We start from the raw sequence: 18,180 nt of genomic DNA, 5'->3' as shown, positions 1-18,180 counted from the left end.
TTTCAAATTAAGAAAACATATGATAATATTTAGATGACAGCAATTTAAAAACAATTGGGAGGGAAGCGGTTGTTATGAACATTTCCCGTTCCATCATAGCAGTGGATTCCCACACTATGGGGGAACCCACCAGGGTGGTCATTGGAGGCATTCCGCACATACCAGGTAAAAACATGCCCGAGAAAAAGCACTACCTTGAAGAACATATGGACCACCTGCGCAGGGCTCTCATGCTGGAGCCTAGAGGTCATGACGACATGTTCGGCTCCATTATAACCTCTCCCACGATGCCTGAAGCCGATCTCGGCATAATATTCATGGACACCGGAGGCTATCTGAACATGTGCGGCCACGGCACCATAGGCGCCGCTACGGTGGCTGTGGAGATGGGGCTTGTGGAAGTAAAAGAGCCGGAAACTCATGTGGTGCTGGAAGCTCCGGCAGGGCTGGTAAAAGCCCGGGTCAGAGTGGAAAATGGAAAGGCTAAAGGCGTCACCTTTCAAAATGTACCTTCTTTTTTGTTTAAAGAAGGGATTGAACTGGAGATACATCCTTACGGAAAAATTAAAGCCGATATTGCTTTCGGGGGCAGCTTTTTTGCCATTGTAAAGGCCAGGGATCTGGGGATAAAAGTCGCTAAAGAAAATATTCATGAGTTGATAGATATAGGCTTGAAAGTCCGGGACGAAGCCAATAAAAAAGTTGAGGTTTACCATCCGGAAAAACCCCACATAAAGACCATAGATTTGGCCGAGATTTCCGATGCGCCTTCCCATCCCGACGCTCATGCCAGAAATGTGGTGGTCTTTGGCAAAAAATCCGTAGACCGTTCACCCTGCGGCACGGGCACATGCGCCAAGATGGCGGATCTTTATTTCAAGGGCGAGCTGGGCCTGCATCAGGATTTTGTTCACGAGAGCATCCTGGGCACTCTCTTTACCGGCCGCCTGGTGGGGAAAACCAGAGTGGGCGATTTTGATGCGGTAATTCCGGAAATTACCGGAAGGGCCTTTATCACCGGCGTGAACCACTACATGATAGATGAGGAAGACCCGCTGAAATATGGATTTTCTTTGAGATAAGGGAAAGTTCAGTGTTTATAAATCTGATTTTCTTTCAGCATTGGAAAATGTTTTACATTAGCAGTGACAAGTATGCATTTATTCAGGTGTGCCGTAGCGCCTATTAGAGCATCAAAACCGCTAATGGTAATGCCTTTTTTCCTGTAGAATATAGTCCATTTACCGGCTTGTTCTGCAATGGGCGGAGTTAAATTGTAACATGAAAAACCTTCAAAGAAAGCCTTGACGCCTTTCTCTTCCCCTTCCCGCATACCGCTATATACTTCATAAACTGATAGTATCGAATAATATATATTGTTACCTTCGTCAAGCCAGCGTTCAATGAGTTTTTTGATGCTCTTATTTCCCCGCAGTACTTCAATAATAGCGGTGGTGTCAAGAAGATAGTTTTTATACAGCATAATTAATTATTCTCCTTTGGTATTCCGCAAATAATCATAAGCGGTTCTGTTTTCCGCCACCCATTTGGCAATCGCATCGGAGTCCTTTAGGTCGGGGTGGTTTTCGTCGCTCCATGTTCCGAAAGATTTTTCCAGTGCCATCTTTGCGTTTATACGCTTTAGCTCATTTTCAGTAGCCGAAATGATAAAATCGCTCCTGCAACCATTTTCCACTAGAGCATCTATCTTTTTAAGCAGGGCCAGGGGGAATCGTATCGAGATCAATTTAGTCTTTTTATCATCCCGATTTACATACATATTTCATCAACACCTCCAGTTATATATATATATTGTAATACATTATTGTATATATATCAACATTTTTTACGCATTCGGAGGGTTGAACTTAAAAGGAATATACGTTAAAATGTAAAAAGAATATAAAATAGAGACTATCTGAGAAGCCATTCTATTGTTAATTTTTGACACAATTATACAGGAAATTACATCCAGAGCAATTTATTATTTAACCAAAAGGAGTGTTAAATTGGTGCCGGATATTTTATTTTTGAAGCAGGAAGATGTATTGAATGCAGGCCTTATGGATATGGATGGAGTATTGAAAATGGTAGAGAAGGCTTATTTCATGTATGCCGAAGGAGAGATTAAGAATCCGCCCAAGACAATGATAAGCCTTGATTCCGATGAAGGAGTCTGGAAGAGCAGGTTCATGTCCATGCCGGTATACATAGGCGGCGATATCAACAGAGCCGGGATAAAATGGGCGGCGGAGTCCACATTGAATCAAAAGACGGGACTTTTGCCGATGGGCATAGATATGGTTGTTCTGAGCGATCCGGATACTGTGCTGCCGGTGGCAATAATGGACGGAACGCTGATTACCGCTATGAGGACGGGGGCATCTACCGCCGTTGCTGCAAAATATCTTGCGAAACCCGATGCGAAAACCGCAGGATGCATAGGCGCCGGAATAATCGGCAGGACCACCATCTGGGCGTTGAGCAGGGTTTTAACTCAACTGGAAAAGGTTAAATTATTTGACCTGAATGCGAAAAAAACGCATGAACTTGCGGAAGAATTTAAGGGAAAAGTAAACGTAGAAATTATGGGTAGCGTCGAGGAAGCCGTAAAAGATGCCGACATAGTTGTAACCATGACCACAAGCCAGAAGCCTTTTGTAAAAAAAGAATGGGTGAACAGAGCAAGGTTATTTTTACAGGTGGGTTCCTTTGAAGCCCATGAAGAAATTCCGGCGGGTGCCGACAGGATAGTAGTGGATGATTGGGAACCCATAAAACATGATCCCTTTTCCGTATTTCAGCCTCTAATAAAAAGCGGCAAACTGCGCGACGAAGATGTGACCCCGCTGTACAATATAATAAGTAAAAAATCACCCGGTAGAGAAGGCGACGAATTTATTTTCTTTAAATCCCGGGGAATGGGCTGCCTTGACATAATGGTGGCGGATTATATTTACAAAAGGGCTAAAGACCTTGGAATCGGCAACGTGCTTCATTTGTGGGACAACCCAAAATGGGTTTAACGATTGCCGGCATTTTTCAAATAAAGCGGCATTTGTTGTGACTTACCGCAGAGCATTGATAAAGTGAAGCTTGAACTTTGCCGGAGAAATGGCAGCATCTGCCGCAGGAAAACGAAATCGCAAAGTATGAAAGAATAATGGAGGTAAATATGATAACCCCAGAAGAAAAAAGGGTATTAGATGTCCTTGAAAAATTGAACATTCCATACACCAGAATCGAGCACATTCCCGTGTTCACAATAGAAGAATTCGAAAAGCTAGGGAACATGCCCAAATCGGTATGTAAGAACCTTTTTGTGCGCAACCAGAAAGGGGACAGGCATTACCTAATCATCCTGGAAAATTCCAAAAGGGCAGACCTGGCAAAACTTGCGGAACAGATAGGCAGCGGCAAGCTTAGCTTTGCCTCGGAGAAGAGGCTGGAAAAATATCTGGGGCTAAAGCCCGGATCGGTTTCCCCATTTGGCTTAATCAACGATAGCCAAAAGGAAGTGAGAGTCGTGATCGACAAAGATCTGGAAAGTATGGGCGAAGTCAGCTTTCACCCCAACATAAACACCGCGACATTGACAATTTCCTACAGGGATTTTGAGAAATATTTGGCCTGGTGCAAGAATAACGTGGTGTATGTCCAGATTTAGTACAGATGATGAAAGCCTGATTGTCGATTTTTTTGTTTTCCCTGACTCTGCATCGAAGCCATGGAAGCATAATATGATGTAAAGATAAAAAAATTATCTGTTCCTTGAATAAAAAACTTAATTGATGTATAATAAAAATACATGTACGCACAAGCTAAACAACCGGAGGAAATATGAAATGTTTGAACAAAACGACTCGATGCCTAAATACCACCAGTTAAAAGAGTATTTAAAAGAATTGATGCTCAATGGGAAAATAACGTTTGGAGAACAGCTTCCATCAGAAAATGCCCTGGCAAGTCAGTTTAATCTCAGCCGTCATACTGTTCGTCAGGCTCTGGGAGATCTGGAAAACGAGGGATGGATATATCGAGAGCAGGGCAGGGGAACTTTTTGTGCATTCAGAGAAAGAAAAAAAGGAAGTATTGCGGTACTTACAACTTATATTTCAGATTATATATTTCCAAATATAATCAAAGGAATAGAAGAAGTCTTAAGCGCTGCGGGATATACTCTGATTCTGATGAATACCAACAACAATAAAGAAAAAGAAGCGCAGTGCATGAAGAGCCTGATTGAGAAAGACATATCGGGATTAATTGTAGAGCCCACAAAAAGCGCCAGGGAAAATGTCAATTCAGATTACTTTGTCGAACTGGAAAAAAGACAAGTGCCCTATTTGATGTTACATGCGCTGTACCCGGAACTGGACCCTGCATATATCATTATGGATGACGAGAAGGGGGGTTATCTTGCAACAAAGTATTTGCTGCAGATAGGGCACCGGGAGATCGCGGGCATTTTTAAATCCGACGACCTGCAGGGAGTAAAACGACAGGCGGGTTTCATGGCGGCTATGGATGAGTACGGCCTTAAGTCCGAATCGCTTATGTTGGGAAACTATGAAACGGAACAGCTTTTTTCATATCCTTATCAGTTCACATGCAGTGTTTTAAATAAAACTCCACGCCCAACGGCGATAGTCTGCTATAATGACCAGATCGCTATGCAAGTATTGCAAGCCATTCGGGACAAAGGCCTGAAAGTGCCCGAAGATATTTCTGTCGTGGGGTATGACGATTCTAATCTGGCTACTGCATCGGAAGTAAAACTCACCTCGATAAAGCACCCCAAAGCTGAAATGGGACGTCAGGCAGCAAGGTTTATCATTGATATGGTGGAACGAAGGGTAGAAAAACCGAAGCTTGTTTATACACCGGAACTTGTTGTACGCTCATCATGCAGAAGTATATAACGGTGTATTTCAGGAGCATCATTTTATAGAAACCATTTGACATAAGTTATCAACCGATTTTTTGAGAGACCCTGAGAAGGTTCCGTATAACTATATCATGAGGCTTGATGCCTCTTTTTTTCTTTGTTTGTAATTTTAAACGTTTGTCTGAAAAAATTTTTTTATTACTATGATTTATTAAGCAGGAATTTCAAAAGATTTGGCGAATATATATTATTAAAGTTGTACGGACAATTAGTTTAACATGTAAGGAGTGGTGCGGCTTGCCGGATTGGGTTATAAAACAACAAAAAGTAAGGAGATTTTTAGAGGAAAAAGGACTTGATGCTTTTGTGTTTTCGCTTCGTTCGAGCTTTGCATGGTTGACCGATGGGGGAGAAAGCAGTGTGGACGAGTCTGTGCAGACAGGTGCTGCAGATCTTGTTATTAATCAGGACAAAGCTTATGTGGTGGCCCCCAATAATGAGATGGACCGATTGCTTGATGAAGTTCTGGGCGATCAGGGTTATGAGCCGGTGGTTTATCCATGGCGGGGCGACAGGATTTCAGTCCTGCAAAATCTTTTAAAGGATAAAAAGGCAGGTAGCGATACAGCCCTTTCCGGATGCAGGGAAATGTGCCGGGAAGTGAAAGTCCTCCGGTATGAACTGTTACCGGAGGAAAGACGCAGAATGCGTGAACTTGGTATACAGGCTGCGGAAATAGCGGGTCAGGTAGCAAGACAAATCCGGCCTGATGATACCGAGATAAAAGTTGCATATGAGCTTAAAAATAAAATGGCAGAGGCAGGCATTTCGGTTCCGGTAGTTTTGGTGGCCTTTGATAATAGGATTAAGAAATTCCGTCACCCGTTGCCCACGGAAAATAAAATCAAAAAAACGGCAATGGTAATAGTTTGCGCACGCCGCTGGGGCTTAACGGTGGCTTTAACAAGGATGGTGCACTTCGGAGCTTTGCCCGAAGACTTAAGAAAGCGCCATAACCTGGTAAGTTCTATTGAAGCAGAGCTCATTGGCTCCACTGTGCCGGGCACGTGCATAAAAGATATTTTCAATCGGGTTTGCAGGGCTTACGAAGACGCCGGATATCCTGGCGAATGGGAAAAACATCATCAGGGTGGCGCCATAGGCTACGATACAAGAGAGTATCTGGCCGATCCAGACTGTAAAGAAATAGTGCTGGAAAATCAGGGCTTTGCCTGGAATCCATTTCTTGAAAATGTGAAATCCGAGGATACTATCATAACTTCTTCAAAAGGACCAGAACTGATAACTCTAGATAAAAACTGGCCGGTTAAAGTTTTTGAAAAAAATGGTTACCGGATTCCCCTGGCCGAGATATTAACTATTTAATTGGGAATGTAATAAGTTAGTTTAAAGTCATTTTCAGGTAATTGTGGAGGGTCACGTCATATGCAAACCGAAAAACCTCTTATGACAGTCAGAGGCATCGACAAACAATTTCCCGGCACAAAAGCTTTGCAGGATGTGTCGCTGGATATTTTTCCGGGTGAAATCCATGCCATCTGCGGAGAAAATGGTGCGGGAAAATCCACTTTAATGAACATCCTGTCGGGTTCTCTCATGCCTGACAAAGGTGAAATATATTTGAATGGAGAGAGAATACATATAAATAATCCAAAAGATGCTCAAAAATACGGTATAAGCATTGTGCATCAGGAATTAAGCCTTTGCCCCCATTTGAACGTGGCGGAAAACATTTTTATAGGTCGATTACCCAGGTTGAGCGGGGGTAGGATCAATTTTAAAAAGATGGAGAATGAGACAAAGGCAATTCTCGGCCGCTTTCACACCCATATAAAACCAAGGACCTTTGTTAAAGATCTAAATGTATCCCAGCAACAAATAGTTGAAATAGCAAAAGCCATAACTCTTAACTGCAAGATTCTTATTTTGGACGAACCAACTTCGGCTCTTACCGAAAGCGAATCCCGGAATCTATTTAAAATACTCGAAGAATTGAAAAACAACGGAATAGCAATACTATACATAAGTCATAGATTAAAGGAAATATTTCAAATCAGCCAGAGGGTAACCGTCCTTCGGGACGGCCGGCGTGTTACTACACGGCTTACGAGCGAGGTAACACCGGATGATGTGGTTTCTTATATGGTTGGCAGAGAGTTAGACAATATTTACCCGGATAAGGGCAATCCATCAGAGGAAGTAATACTCAAAGTTGACAATTTGACCCGGAAGGGCGTTTATTCAAAAATATCCTTTGAGCTTTACCGGGGTGAAATACTGGGAATATTCGGCCTTATGGGTGCCGGGCGGACGGAAATGGCGAGAGGACTTTGCGGAATAGATCCTGTGGACGATGGAAATGTGACCATGTTCGGGAAAACCATTCCTCTTAATAATATCCGTTCATCCATAGATAGCGGGCTTGTGTATGTTCCGGAAGATCGTAAGCTTCTGGGTTTATTTCTACCTATGAACCTTTGCGAAAATCTTGTCGCCGCAAATTTGAAAGCAGTAAGCCGCTTCGGACTTGTCGATAGAAAGAGCCAGATCGTTTACACCAGAGAAATGGTAGAGAAACTTAATGTGAAGTATAGAAACCTTTATCAATCCGTAAACAGTTTAAGTGGAGGCAATCAGCAGAAAGTGCTTCTGGCAAAATGGTTGGCCGTTAAACCCAAAGTGCTTATCCTGGATGAACCCACAAGAGGCATCGACGTAGGAGCCAAATCGGAAATACACCATATTCTGCGCCGTATGGCAAACGATGGTTACGGTGTGGTGGTTATTTCTTCGGAACTCCCCGAAATTTTAGGTATATGCAATCGTATCCTGGTAATGCATGAAGGAAAACTGGTAGCCCAGTTGACCTCGGTAAACGCCACCGAGGAGAGCATTATGAGGTATGCCTCCGGCAGGGCGTCCTGAATGCGAGTTTCAAATACTCTTTATTTGGAGGTACCTGGTGTCATGGAAAAGACAAATGTGGATAATACGGTGACAATTAGCGGTAAAAATGCAGGTTTTAATTTGTTAAGAAGCATGTTTGCCATTCGCGAAGCATCTCTTGCCGCAATTATAATCGTGACGGCTATTATTATGACCTTTCTGACTCCCGGCTTCTTGACAAAGTCCAACATCCTCACAACCCTTATAGGTCTGTCGATGGACGGAATTATCGCTGTGGCCATGACCGCGGTTTTGGTAATGGGTGGAATAGATCTTTCAGTGGGGTCTGTTCAGGCCTTCGCCAGCGTACTGGCCGGCATTCTTGCAGTCAATGCGGGCCTCAACATCTGGTTGTCGGTGTTTGTAACTGTAATGGCCTCAGTATTGATAGGAATCATAAATGGGTGTTTTGTAACCAGAGTCGGGTTAAGTCCCTTCATAACAACTCTGGGCATGATGTCCATTGCTAGAGGCATGGCCTATGTCCTTACAAAAGGGTCCCCCTTAAGTCTAGGGGTTATTTCGCCGGCCTTTGACTTTATCGGTCAGGGCAGTATACTGGGGATTCCAAATCTCATCCTAATACTTATCTTTATAGTAATTCTTTTCGACTTTTTAATGCGGCGTTCCGCCATATTTCGCGAGATTTATTATGTCGGTTCTAATGAAAAAGCCGCCCGTCTGTCGGGCATAAATGTCGATTTGATAAAAGTTGGAGTCTTCACCCTTAGTGCCTTGCTTTCCGGCCTTGCAGGAATATTAACTCTGTCGCGCTTTGGTGTTGCGACTCCGACGGCAGGCACTGGAGCGGAAATGAGAGCAATTGCCGGCGCCGTCATTGGGGGAGCAAGTCTATCCGGCGGAGAAGGGACCGTTTTGGGAGCTTTACTGGGAGTAATGCTGGTGGCGCTGGTGAATGACGCCTTGATTCTCTTGAACGTATCTGTATATTGGCAAAGCCTCGTAACAGGTATCGTGCTGATCGGTGCCGTTACTATCGATATGCTGGCCCATCGCCGTCGTTCCTCTTAAGGAATTTCCGGGCAATTCCTTAAGTTTAAACTTAAAGAAAAAATCACAAAAGGGGGAGCAGAAAAATGTTTAAGAAAACACTGGTTTTTTTAATAATCTTTGCCATGGCCATAAGCCTGGTAGGCTGCGGAGGCAATACCACAAATTCTAATCAACAGGCTTCAGCCACCGGTCAGCAAAACGCTGCATCTGAAACATCCGTCAGTCCTCTGGCAGGGTCGAAAGATGAAAAATACGTTATGGTAACTTTCATATCCGGAATAGAGTACTGGAAAGGCGCCTTTAAAGGTATGGAGGCTGCAGCGAAAAATTTAGGTGTTTCAGCTCAGTATACCGGGGCCAACGAATATGATATCAATCAGGAAGTGACAGTACTAGAACAGGTAATTGCACAAAAGCCGGACGGTATCCTGGTTACATGTATAAATCCAAACGCTCTGGTGGCGCCCATCAATAAAGCCATTGAACAGGGAATCCCGGTAGTTACTTTTGACGCCGACGCCCCCACTTCCAAAAGATATTCTTTTCTTGCCACATCCAACTATCAGGCGGGGGTTACCGCAGCAAGATACTTGGCAAAACTGGTAGGAGAAAAGGGGGAGGTAGCGTTAATTACCATTCCCGGGCAGTTAAATCACGAAGAGAGGGCGGCAGGGTTTAAAGATACCCTGGCTAAAGAATTCCCCAATGTGAAACTGGCATCGGTGCAGGACGGCAAATCGGATCAGGTGGCTACCGCCCAAGCCATGAGCGCCATCATGCAAACTTTCCCGAATCTTGTGGGAGTGTTTTGCACGGAAGCTTCTACCGGGGTCGGTGCGGCCACTGCAGTAAAGGAGGCCAATAAAGTCGGGCAGGTGCACATAGTTAGCTTTGACACAGACAAAGGCACCCTGGATAACGTAAAGGCGGGAGTCATAGATGCTACCCTGGCTCAGGGGACATGGCATATGGGATACTGGGGCATGATGTACCTCTATCACTTGAAACATGACCTCCTTAAACCCATTGAAGGCGACTGGAAAACCGCCAATGTCCTGCCGCTGCCTCCATCGGTCGATACCGGTGTAACGGTGGTTACCAAGGAAAATGCCGATTTTTACTACAGCAAATAGAAAAATCTATCGGCAAAACAAATTTTTTAATATATGGGGTCGGTTCGCCCGGACGATCCCATCCGGTTTAAACACCATATGTTTGAGTGCGTCTGATACGGGGAATTTGCTGTGTCCAGCCCGATAAAAGAGGTGATGCTGGTTATTAAAAAAGTAGTAGTTGGTTATATTTTGTATTTAATTAGAAAATGAAAGGGAGGGGTTTTAGCTTGAAAAATAACTTTTCATTACTATTTGTGCCGCCAGCGGTAGCGGCGGAATGGAGGGTTAGAATGAAAAATAAAGGATTAAAGAAAATAATGGTGTTGTTGTTGTTGGCCCTATTTGTTGTATTTTCCCTGGCAGCTTGTGGCTCTCCAAAACAAAGCGAAACAGGTTCATCTTCCGGTCAGTCAGAGGCTGGCGAAAGCGGTGGAAGCGGAGGAGAGTTGGCCTTTGTTCCGCCGGGAATGGTAAGTCCGTTTTATGCGGGCACCATAAGCGGTGCAAAGCCGGCAGCGGAAAAGCTGGGCTATAAGTTTACGGTGCTCTCGCCCGAAAGGGAGAGCGATTTTGCAGGCCAGGTAAAAATCGTCGAAGATCTTGTTACAAGAAAAGTGAAGGGTATTGCCCTCTGTGCCATAAACGCCGATGCCATTGCAGCAGCAGTAAGAAAAGCGAATGAAGCCAATATACCCGTGGTGGTATTTAATTCGCTCACTGAACTACAAAACTGCGAAGTGAAAGCTTATGTCGGGTATGATCAGAGGGCAGGTGGAAGAAAGGTTGCTGATTATGTAAATAAGGTCAAAAACGGCAAAGCAAAGGTGGCTATAATAGAAGGTCTGCCCGGATACCATACAACCGAGAGAAAGGGCGGATTTGAAGATCAGATTAAAAATTATTCCGGAATCCAGGTGGTAGCTTCCCAGCCGGGCGATTGGGAGAGGGAAAAGTCGATGAATGCGGCTACCAATATGCTGCAGGCTCATCCCGATATCGAGGTGTTTTACGGCCTTTCCGATGAGATGGCTCTTGGTGCGGCTCAGGCATGTAAGGCGGCGGGAAGAAGTGATATTCTAACTATCGGCATAGATGGCAATCCAAATGCACTGGAGGCTATCAAAAATGGTGAACTGACAGCAACGCTATATGTTTATCCTGACGTGATCGGTGCGAAAGCAATTGAAGCTCTGGATAAGATTTTAAAAGGTGAAACGGTGGATAAGATGATAGTGACCGATTCGATCATTGCCGATAAATCGAATGTTGACCAGTTCCTTAAATAATAAATCTTTATCCTACAGAGGGCATTCCCCTCTGTAGGACTTTTGCGGTTTTATAACTTGCAGGGGATGATAAAAATGGATGAAATAATATTGCAGATGAAAAACATTACAAAAAAATTTCCCGGAGTTCTGGCGCTAGATGAAGCACAGCTTGAGGTGAAAAAAGGAGAGGTACACATTCTGGTAGGAGAGAATGGAGCGGGCAAATCCACACTTATGAAAATATTGGCCGGGGCGTATACAAAAGATTCAGGCGAGATATATTTCAAGGGAGAAAAAATCGAAACACTTTCGCCAAAACATGCTCAGGAACTGGGTATCAGCATTATATACCAGGAGTTGAATCTTATTCCTTATCTTACTGTGGCCGAAAATATCTTTTTAGGTCGCGAGCCTATATCAGAAAAAATAACCGGCCAAATAGACTGGAAAAGGCTATTTGATTCAGCGCAGGAGATATTAAATAATCTTCATGTGGATATTGATGCAAGGGCAATTGTTAAAAGCCTGGGCATTGCGAAACAGCAGATGGTGGAGGTGGCAAAAGCTCTTTCGTTAAATTCGGATATTATTATAATGGATGAACCTACGGCAGCTCTCACCAGACAAGAGATAGAAAATTTGTTTGATATAATACGGAGGGTTAAGCAGAAAGGAGTATCGATTATTTACATATCTCACAGGCTGGAGGAATTTTCCGAAATCGGAGATAGAGTGACGGTGATGAGAGATGGTAAAACGATAGCTACATTGGATATAAAAGATATAAAGATGGATGAATTAATAAAACTTATGGTGGGCAGAGAATTAAAGGAAAAGTTCCCGAAGATACATCTGGATATAGGCAAAGAGATAATGAGAGTTGCCAATCTCAGAAGAGGAGATGTGTTGAAGAATATAAGCTTCTCTGTGAGAGAAGGTGAGATACTCGGCATAGCAGGCCTCGTGGGAGCGGGGAGAACGGAGCTTGCCAGGGCGATATTTGGATTTGACAGAATAGCCGGGGGAGATATATATGTGAATGGCAAAAAGGTAAACATAAGAAAGCCGTGGGATGCAATAAAGTGCGGTATCGGTTTAGTGCCTGAAGACAGGAAAGGACACGGCCTTGTTTTAACCCTGAGCGTGGGATCAAACATAACACTGGCTTCCCTGGATAACATTTCTCAGGGTCAACATATAAATCTTAAAAAAGAAGTATCTGTCATTAAAGAGTATATTAAGAAGTTGAACATTAAAACACCTGGCCATGAGCAGAAAGTGGCGAGTTTGAGCGGGGGAAACCAGCAAAAAGTTGTTTTGGCAAAATGGCTACTGTCAAAATCCAGGATATTTATATTTGATGAACCTACCCGGGGAATTGATGTGGGTGCAAAAATAGAGGTATATCATCTCATGAACGATCTTGTAAAAAACGGTGCTGCCATCATTCTCATATCTTCGGAACTGCCTGAAATTTTGGGCATGTGTGACAGGATCATGGTTATGTGCCGGGGGGAAATAACAGCTGAACTGAAGAGGGAAGACGCCACACAGGAAAAGATACTGTACTTTGCAACGGGAGGAGGAAAATATATTGCTTAAGGCCGGATTTTCTCGTGGAACCATGAGCGATATAGGAATTATAGCAGCGCTTATAGTGCTGTGTGTGATTATGGCGATTCTTTCACCCACCTTTCTGACAGTAACAAACTTGCTAAATATACTCCAACAAATTTCTATTATTTCAATAATCGCAGTAGGCATGACATTTGTGATAATCCTCGGGGGTATAGATCTATCAGTGGGTTCTCTGGTGGCACTCACAGGCCTTGTTATGGCAGGCTTGATGAAAAATGAAGGAGTAAGTGTTTGGCTGTCAATCATTATTGGTCTTTTGTGCGGCTGCCTACTGGGCATGATAAACGGTTTTAATGTAGCACAGATTAAATTGCCGCCGTTTATAGCTACCCTTGGCATGATGTCCCTTGCCAGGGGCGCAGCATTTACCATTTCTGGAGGGCAGCCCATATACACCCTGCCGAAACCTTTTCTGGAAATAAGTGGGAAAATTGGCATTGTTCCTATCCCGGCTATTATAATGATTCTTGTATTTTTGATTGCCGGGTATGTTTTAAAATACACAAAGTTAGGAAGATATACATATGCAATTGGCGGGAACGAAACTGCAAGCATTTTATCCGGCATAAATGTAAAACTTTATAAAATGATCGTTTATACCATATCTGGGCTTTGCTGTGCGATATCTTCAGTTTTACTCACCGCCAAACTTGATTCGGCGGTCCCTGTGGCGGCGGATGGGTATGAGCTTGACGCCATTGCGGCTGTTGTAATCGGCGGAACCAGTATGATGGGAGGTGAAGGCAAACTTCTCGGCACTTTTATCGGAGCGCTGATTATTGGCGTGGTGAACAACGGCCTTAACCTTCTCACTGTACCGCAGGGCCCACAGAGGATGGTCAAAGGTGCGATAATAATCATAGCAGTCGCTATAGATGTAATCAGAAAAACGAGACAGAGCGAGAAATAGATTGAGCTGTTCTTGTAATTCTGAGGTTAAAAATAGGGTCTTGATAAAAAACTAGAACATCTCATAAATCTGCTTGATGAGAATAAAAGCAATTTGAATTTATATTTAAATTCAGTTATACGGTTTTTATAGATTATTGAAACTCTAATTTTATTCAATATTGTGTTCCATTTACTTTAAAAAATTGTTTTCAGGAGGATTCATATGCAAAACATACCTGAAGTAAAACCTGGCATTGTGGCTGTAAGTAGGGATTGTTTTCCGATTTCACTCAGTGAAAAGAGACGGGAAGCGGTAGTAAAGGCATGCAGCGAAAAAGGCATTTTAGTTACCGAGATTAAGACTATCGTCGAAAGTGAAAAGGATGTGCTGAAAGCGCTGAAAGAACTTGAAGAAGCCGGCATTAACGCCCTTATAGTATACCTGGGGAATTTCGGGCCCGAGGGGCCGGAGACCATGCTGGCCCAGAAGTTCGACGGGCCGTGCATGTTTGCGGCCGCTGCCGAGGAGACGGCTCAAAACCTTGTCAATGGAAGGGGAGACGCCTTCTGCGGCATGCTCAGCGCCTCCTACAATATTGGACTCAGGAACTTGAGGCCGTATATTCCCGAGTACCCTGTGGGGACAGCCGATGAGGTTGCCGAAATGATTCGCGATTTTGAGAATATTGCCCGGGTAATTCTGGGGCTGAAGCACCTAAAGATCATCAGTTTCGGGCCCAGACCCCAGGATTTTCTGGCCTGCAACGCCCCAATCAAACCCCTGTACGACCTTGGGATTGAGATTATGGAGAACTCCGAACTGGATTTATTTGAGAGCTTCAACAATCACAAAGATGATCCGAGAATCCCCGAAGTTGTCAGGGAAATGGAACAGGAACTTTCCAACGGCAATCAATACCCGGGAATTTTGCCGAAGCTTGCTCAATATGAGTTGACTCTTTGGGCCTGGATGGAAAAACATATCGGAGCCAGCCGTTATGCCGTGTTTGCCAACAAGTGCTGGCCGGCGTTTCAGACGCAGTTCGGATTTGTCCCCTGTTATGTGAATTCAAGATTTGCCGCAAAGGGAATACCCATTGCTTGTGAAACGGACATATACGGGGCGTTGAGCGAGTATATAATCACGTGCGCCACAGAATTTCCGTCTACGCTTTTGGACATTAACAACACGGTGCCGAAAGACATGTATGAAGAAAGCAAAGACAGAATTGGTGACTACAAATTGAGCGACCTGTTCATGGGATTTCACTGCGGCAATACCACCGGAGCCTGCATGAAGACTTGCTCCATGAAATACCAGCTGATAATGCACCGGCTGCTGGAGCCCGAAAAAGAACCAGATATCACCAGAGGCACTCTGGAAGGCACCATAAGACCGGGTGACATCACTCTGTTCAGGCTGCAGAGCACCGCCGACTGCAGGTTGAAAAGCTATGTAGCTGAAGGTGAAGTCCTCGACGTAGACCCCAGGTCTTTCGGATGCATCGGGGTCTTTGCCGTCAGAGAAATGGCCCGGTTCTACAGGCACGTCTTGATAGCTGAGCACTTCCCGCATCACACGGCAGTAGCATTTAAGCATGCGGGGAAAATCTTATTTGCTTCGATGAAGATGCTGGGAATAGAGGACGTGAGGTTTAATTTACCCGCTTCGATGCTTTATAAAGACGAAAATCCTTTTGGATGATATGCACTGTATTTTAGGGGCAGTTTAATTAAAACATTTCTACTGGAGCGATGAAATATGTTGGAAGATCTAAAAAAGCGGGTGCTCGAGGCCAATCTCGAGCTACCCAAATTGGGCCTGGTAATTTTTACATGGGGAAATGCGAGCGGTATAGATAGAAAAGATGGACTGGTGGTCATAAAACCGAGCGGAGTGCCCTACGACAGGCTGCAGATAGAAGACCTGGTGGTCGTCGATCTGGATGGAAACATCATAGAAGGGAGGTGGAGACCGTCTTCAGATACTCCCACCCATCTTGTTTTGTATAGAAAATTTCACAGCATTGGAGGAATAGTGCACACACACTCTCCCTGGGCTACAGGATGGGCCCAGGCCGGCCATGGGATTCCGGTCCTGGGCACCACCCACGCGGATTATTTTTATGGAGAAATTCCCTGCACACGCACAATGACGGCAGAGGAGATAGAGACAGAATATGAAAAACACACGGGAGATGTTATAGTGGAAACTTTTCAGGGAAAGGACCCCTCTCAGATGCCGGGGGTTCTGGTGAACAATCACGGCCCCTTTGCCTGGGGGAAAGATCCTATGGATGCCGTACACAATGCAGCCATTATGGAAGAAGTGGCCAGAATGGCCTTCCATACTTATTTGTTAAAGCCTGAAATCAAAGCCATAAATAATGCATTGCTAGACAGACATTTTTTAAGAAAACACGGGGCAAATGCATATTACGGTCAGAAGGAGCAAAATAGATGATGCAAAGGAAGTGAAAAAGGAGGGATTTTCATGAATCATCTGGTGATAGGAGTCGATTTCGGTACTGATTCTGTCAGGGCACTGGTTGTGGATGCGGATACGGGCGAAGAACTGGCCTGCGACACGGCCGTTTACAGGCGCTGGGCTGAAGGCAGATACTGCGACCCGGGAAAAAATCAATTCCGCCATCATCCGCTGGATTATATAGAAGGCCTGGAGGCATCAATAAAGGGGGCACTGTCAAAACTTCCGCCGGAAGCCATACAGCATGTGGTGGGCATCGGAGTTGATACCACCGGCTCTACGCCTGTGGCCGTCGACAGAAATGGACATCCGTTGGCCCTTCGCAGCGAATTTGCGGATAACCCCAACGCCATGTTCATTTTATGGAAAGACCACACCGCCGTGGCGGAAGCGCAGGAAATAAACCAGGCGGCAAAAACATGGGGAGGCACGGACTATACAAAATATGAAGGCGGCGTGTATTCTTCCGAATGGTTCTGGGCAAAGATTCTCCATGTATTGCGCCACGATACAGATGTGAAAAAAGAAGTATTTTCATGGGTTGAACTCTGCGACTGGATACCGGCTCTGCTTACCGGGACTGAGCATCCATCATTTATTAAAAGAAGCCGGTGTGCCGCGGGGCACAAGGCAATGTGGCATAAGGAATGGGGAGGCCTGCCTCCGGAAGAGTTTCTGATAAAAATCGATCCGCTCCTAGCGGGGTTGCGTGGACGTCTCTATACAGATACCTATACTTCGGATGTGGAAGCAGGGGGTCTTATCCGTCAATGGGCGGAGCGCCTTGGGCTTAAAGAGGGTATCTCGGTGGCTGTCGGAGCTTTTGACGCCCACATGGGGGCTGTAGGTGGCGGAATAATCCCTGGAGCTTTGGTGAAAATTATGGGGACATCTACCTGTGACATTATGGTGGCGGAAAAAGAAGTGATAAACGACAAACTGATAGGAGGAATTTGCGGCCAGGTGGACGGCTCAGTGATACCAGGCATGATTGGACTTGAAGCCGGTCAATCGGCTTTTGGAGATGTGTACGCCTGGTTTAGGGAACTCCTCTGCTGGCCTGTAGAAGCGATTCTGACGGGCACTTCAATTATCGATAGTGCTGCTTTAGAAAATCTGTGCCGCGAAATAAGAAATCTTATGATACCCCGCTTGACCGAAGAAGCGGCCAGAATGTCGCTGGAGGATACGGGACTGCTGGCTCTGGACTGGTTGAACGGTCGCCGCACTCCTTACGCCGACCAGATGCTGAAGGGTGCTGTTTTGGGCATTACCCTTGGCACTACAGCTCCAAAAATATTCCGGGCCCTGGTGGAGGCTACCGCCTTCGGGGCGAGAGCCATAAACGAAAGATTTATGGAAGAAGGAATAAAAATAGAACAGGTAATTGCTCTGGGCGGCATAGCTAAGAAAAACGACTTTGTGATGCAGGTGACCGCAGACGTGCTTAATATGCCTATAAAAGTTGCGGCTTCCGAACAGGCCTGTGCACTGGGAGCTGCCATGTTCGGGGCGGTGGCGGCGGGTTTGTATGAATCCGTGGGAAAAGCCCAGCAAAAGATGGGTTGCAATTATTCAAAGGTGTTTATGCCGGACCCGGCCAATGCTGAGAAATATGACTCCCTTTATAAAACATATGTAGAAACTGGAAAGTCTGTTGAAGATATGCTGCGCAATTTGTGAGCAGAAACTCATGATGCATCGAACTATCCACCTCCATAATCATAAGCGCCGGCGTGGTAATACCACTGCCGGCTTTGCTTTTTTGTCTCATTCTTGCAATGCCTTCCTCAAGGGATTTATTCATAATGATATCTTCCGGCTTTCTGTATTTCGGCTTTTCAGCTCGGGATCGGAACTCCTTCACAGTTGCGGATACAAAACAGAAAATAAAGAATATTTCAAATAAAG

Annotated in this window: 16 protein-coding genes; 14 read left to right on the top strand and 2 right to left on the bottom strand. The window is 44.8% G+C overall.

What is annotated here, in order from left to right; translation table 11 throughout:
- Window positions 1–74 precede the first annotated feature (74 nt).
- Window positions 75–1,082 (top strand): proline racemase family protein, encoded by a 1,008-nt coding sequence (locus tag AC6I1H_RS06425; RefSeq protein ID WP_497740134.1) that lies wholly within the window; start codon window positions 75–77, stop codon window positions 1,080–1,082.
- Between the two features lie 8 nt (window positions 1,083–1,090).
- On the opposite strand, the gene AC6I1H_RS06420 is transcribed toward AC6I1H_RS06425, so the two are convergent.
- Entirely contained in the window at window positions 1,091–1,483 is a 393-nt protein-coding gene (locus AC6I1H_RS06420; protein WP_497740133.1) for a type II toxin-antitoxin system VapC family toxin, read from the bottom strand.
- Window positions 1,484–1,489: 6 nt separating this feature from the next.
- A complete protein-coding gene (locus tag AC6I1H_RS06415; protein WP_497740132.1) occupies window positions 1,490–1,780 on the bottom strand; it encodes a YlcI/YnfO family protein in 291 nt (96 codons plus the stop codon).
- A gap of 232 nt (window positions 1,781–2,012) precedes the next feature.
- On the opposite strand from AC6I1H_RS06415, the gene AC6I1H_RS06410 reads away from it, so the two are divergent.
- From AC6I1H_RS06410 to AC6I1H_RS06350, 13 genes are all read left to right on the top strand, one after another.
- Entirely contained in the window at window positions 2,013–3,026 is a 1,014-nt protein-coding gene (locus AC6I1H_RS06410; RefSeq protein WP_497740131.1) for an ornithine cyclodeaminase family protein, read from the top strand.
- A gap of 152 nt (window positions 3,027–3,178) precedes the next feature.
- Window positions 3,179–3,667 carry a prolyl-tRNA synthetase associated domain-containing protein gene (locus AC6I1H_RS06405; RefSeq protein WP_497740724.1) on the top strand — a complete coding sequence of 163 codons (489 nt, stop codon included), beginning with the start codon at window positions 3,179–3,181 and terminating at the stop codon, window positions 3,665–3,667.
- A 178-nt stretch (window positions 3,668–3,845) separates the two neighbouring features.
- Entirely contained in the window at window positions 3,846–4,922 is a 1,077-nt protein-coding gene (locus AC6I1H_RS06400) for a GntR family transcriptional regulator (protein WP_497740130.1), read from the top strand.
- 263 nt (window positions 4,923–5,185) lie between these two features.
- Complete coding sequence (locus tag AC6I1H_RS06395) at window positions 5,186–6,274, top strand: M24 family metallopeptidase (protein WP_497740129.1); 1,089 nt, start codon at window positions 5,186–5,188, stop codon at window positions 6,272–6,274.
- Window positions 6,275–6,334: 60 nt separating this feature from the next.
- On the top strand, window positions 6,335–7,834 hold the full coding sequence (locus AC6I1H_RS06390) for a sugar ABC transporter ATP-binding protein (protein ID WP_497740128.1): 1,500 nt from the start codon (window positions 6,335–6,337) through the stop codon (window positions 7,832–7,834).
- Between the two features lie 42 nt (window positions 7,835–7,876).
- Window positions 7,877–8,887: an ABC transporter permease gene (locus tag AC6I1H_RS06385; RefSeq protein WP_497740127.1), complete on the top strand. Its 1,011-nt coding sequence runs from the start codon at window positions 7,877–7,879 to the stop codon at window positions 8,885–8,887.
- A gap of 65 nt (window positions 8,888–8,952) precedes the next feature.
- On the top strand, window positions 8,953–10,002 hold the full coding sequence (locus AC6I1H_RS06380) for a substrate-binding domain-containing protein (protein WP_497740126.1): 1,050 nt from the start codon (window positions 8,953–8,955) through the stop codon (window positions 10,000–10,002).
- 209 nt (window positions 10,003–10,211) lie between these two features.
- Entirely contained in the window at window positions 10,212–11,270 is a 1,059-nt protein-coding gene (locus AC6I1H_RS06375) for a sugar ABC transporter substrate-binding protein (RefSeq protein WP_497740125.1), read from the top strand.
- Between the two features lie 75 nt (window positions 11,271–11,345).
- A complete protein-coding gene (locus AC6I1H_RS06370) occupies window positions 11,346–12,854 on the top strand; it encodes a sugar ABC transporter ATP-binding protein (protein WP_497740124.1) in 1,509 nt (502 codons plus the stop codon).
- Window positions 12,847–13,800 (top strand): ABC transporter permease, encoded by a 954-nt coding sequence (locus AC6I1H_RS06365; protein ID WP_497740123.1) that lies wholly within the window; start codon window positions 12,847–12,849, stop codon window positions 13,798–13,800. Before AC6I1H_RS06370 ends, AC6I1H_RS06365 begins: the two co-directional genes overlap by 8 nt.
- A gap of 204 nt (window positions 13,801–14,004) precedes the next feature.
- On the top strand, window positions 14,005–15,486 hold the full coding sequence (locus tag AC6I1H_RS06360) for an L-fucose/L-arabinose isomerase family protein (RefSeq protein WP_497740122.1): 1,482 nt from the start codon (window positions 14,005–14,007) through the stop codon (window positions 15,484–15,486).
- A gap of 57 nt (window positions 15,487–15,543) precedes the next feature.
- Window positions 15,544–16,245 carry an L-ribulose-5-phosphate 4-epimerase gene (gene araD / locus AC6I1H_RS06355; protein ID WP_497740121.1) on the top strand — a complete coding sequence of 234 codons (702 nt, stop codon included), beginning with the start codon at window positions 15,544–15,546 and terminating at the stop codon, window positions 16,243–16,245.
- A 30-nt stretch (window positions 16,246–16,275) separates the two neighbouring features.
- Window positions 16,276–17,952: a ribulokinase gene (locus AC6I1H_RS06350; protein ID WP_497740120.1), complete on the top strand. Its 1,677-nt coding sequence runs from the start codon at window positions 16,276–16,278 to the stop codon at window positions 17,950–17,952.
- Window positions 17,953–18,180: the final 228 nt, after the last annotated feature.

It is taken from the genome of Biomaibacter sp. TOL (assembly GCF_059717795.1).
This window is presented reverse-complemented; position numbering and strand designations above follow the sequence as displayed.